1 pseudogene is annotated in these 323 nt (G+C 73.1%); it reads right to left on the reverse strand.

Going from position 1 to position 323, the window contains the following annotated elements:
• Positions 1 to 321, reverse strand: a pseudogene (locus H7J73_RS10960) (transporter substrate-binding domain-containing protein); the annotation flags it as partial.
• Between the last annotated feature and the right edge of the window lie 2 nt (positions 322 to 323).

Raw genomic sequence — 323 nt, forward strand, 5'->3', positions numbered from 1 at the left:
GATGGCGCGGAGCAGCTCGTTGTCGAAGCCGGTGAACTGGCCGGCCGAGTTGATGCAGATGCTGGGCGGTGCGTCCGACAAGGTGCCGCAGATGCTGGGCGGTGCGTCCGACAAGGTGCCGACGGTGAGTACGCCGGGGGTGCTCAGGCCGAGGTTCTCAGCCCGCACCGTGTCCAGCGGGGCAGTGGTGGCCGCGGCGGCCAGGTTGGTGGGCAGCGCGCTGGCCGCGGCGGCCAGGTTGGTGGGCAGCGCGCTGGCACTGTCCACGCCGGGGGGCGCGCACTGGTCGACGTCTGCGCCTGCCGGTGCTGCGCACAGCAGCC

It is taken from the genome of Mycolicibacterium komossense, from assembly GCF_025822605.1.
Classification (GTDB): domain Bacteria; phylum Actinomycetota; class Actinomycetes; order Mycobacteriales; family Mycobacteriaceae; genus Mycobacterium; species Mycobacterium komossense.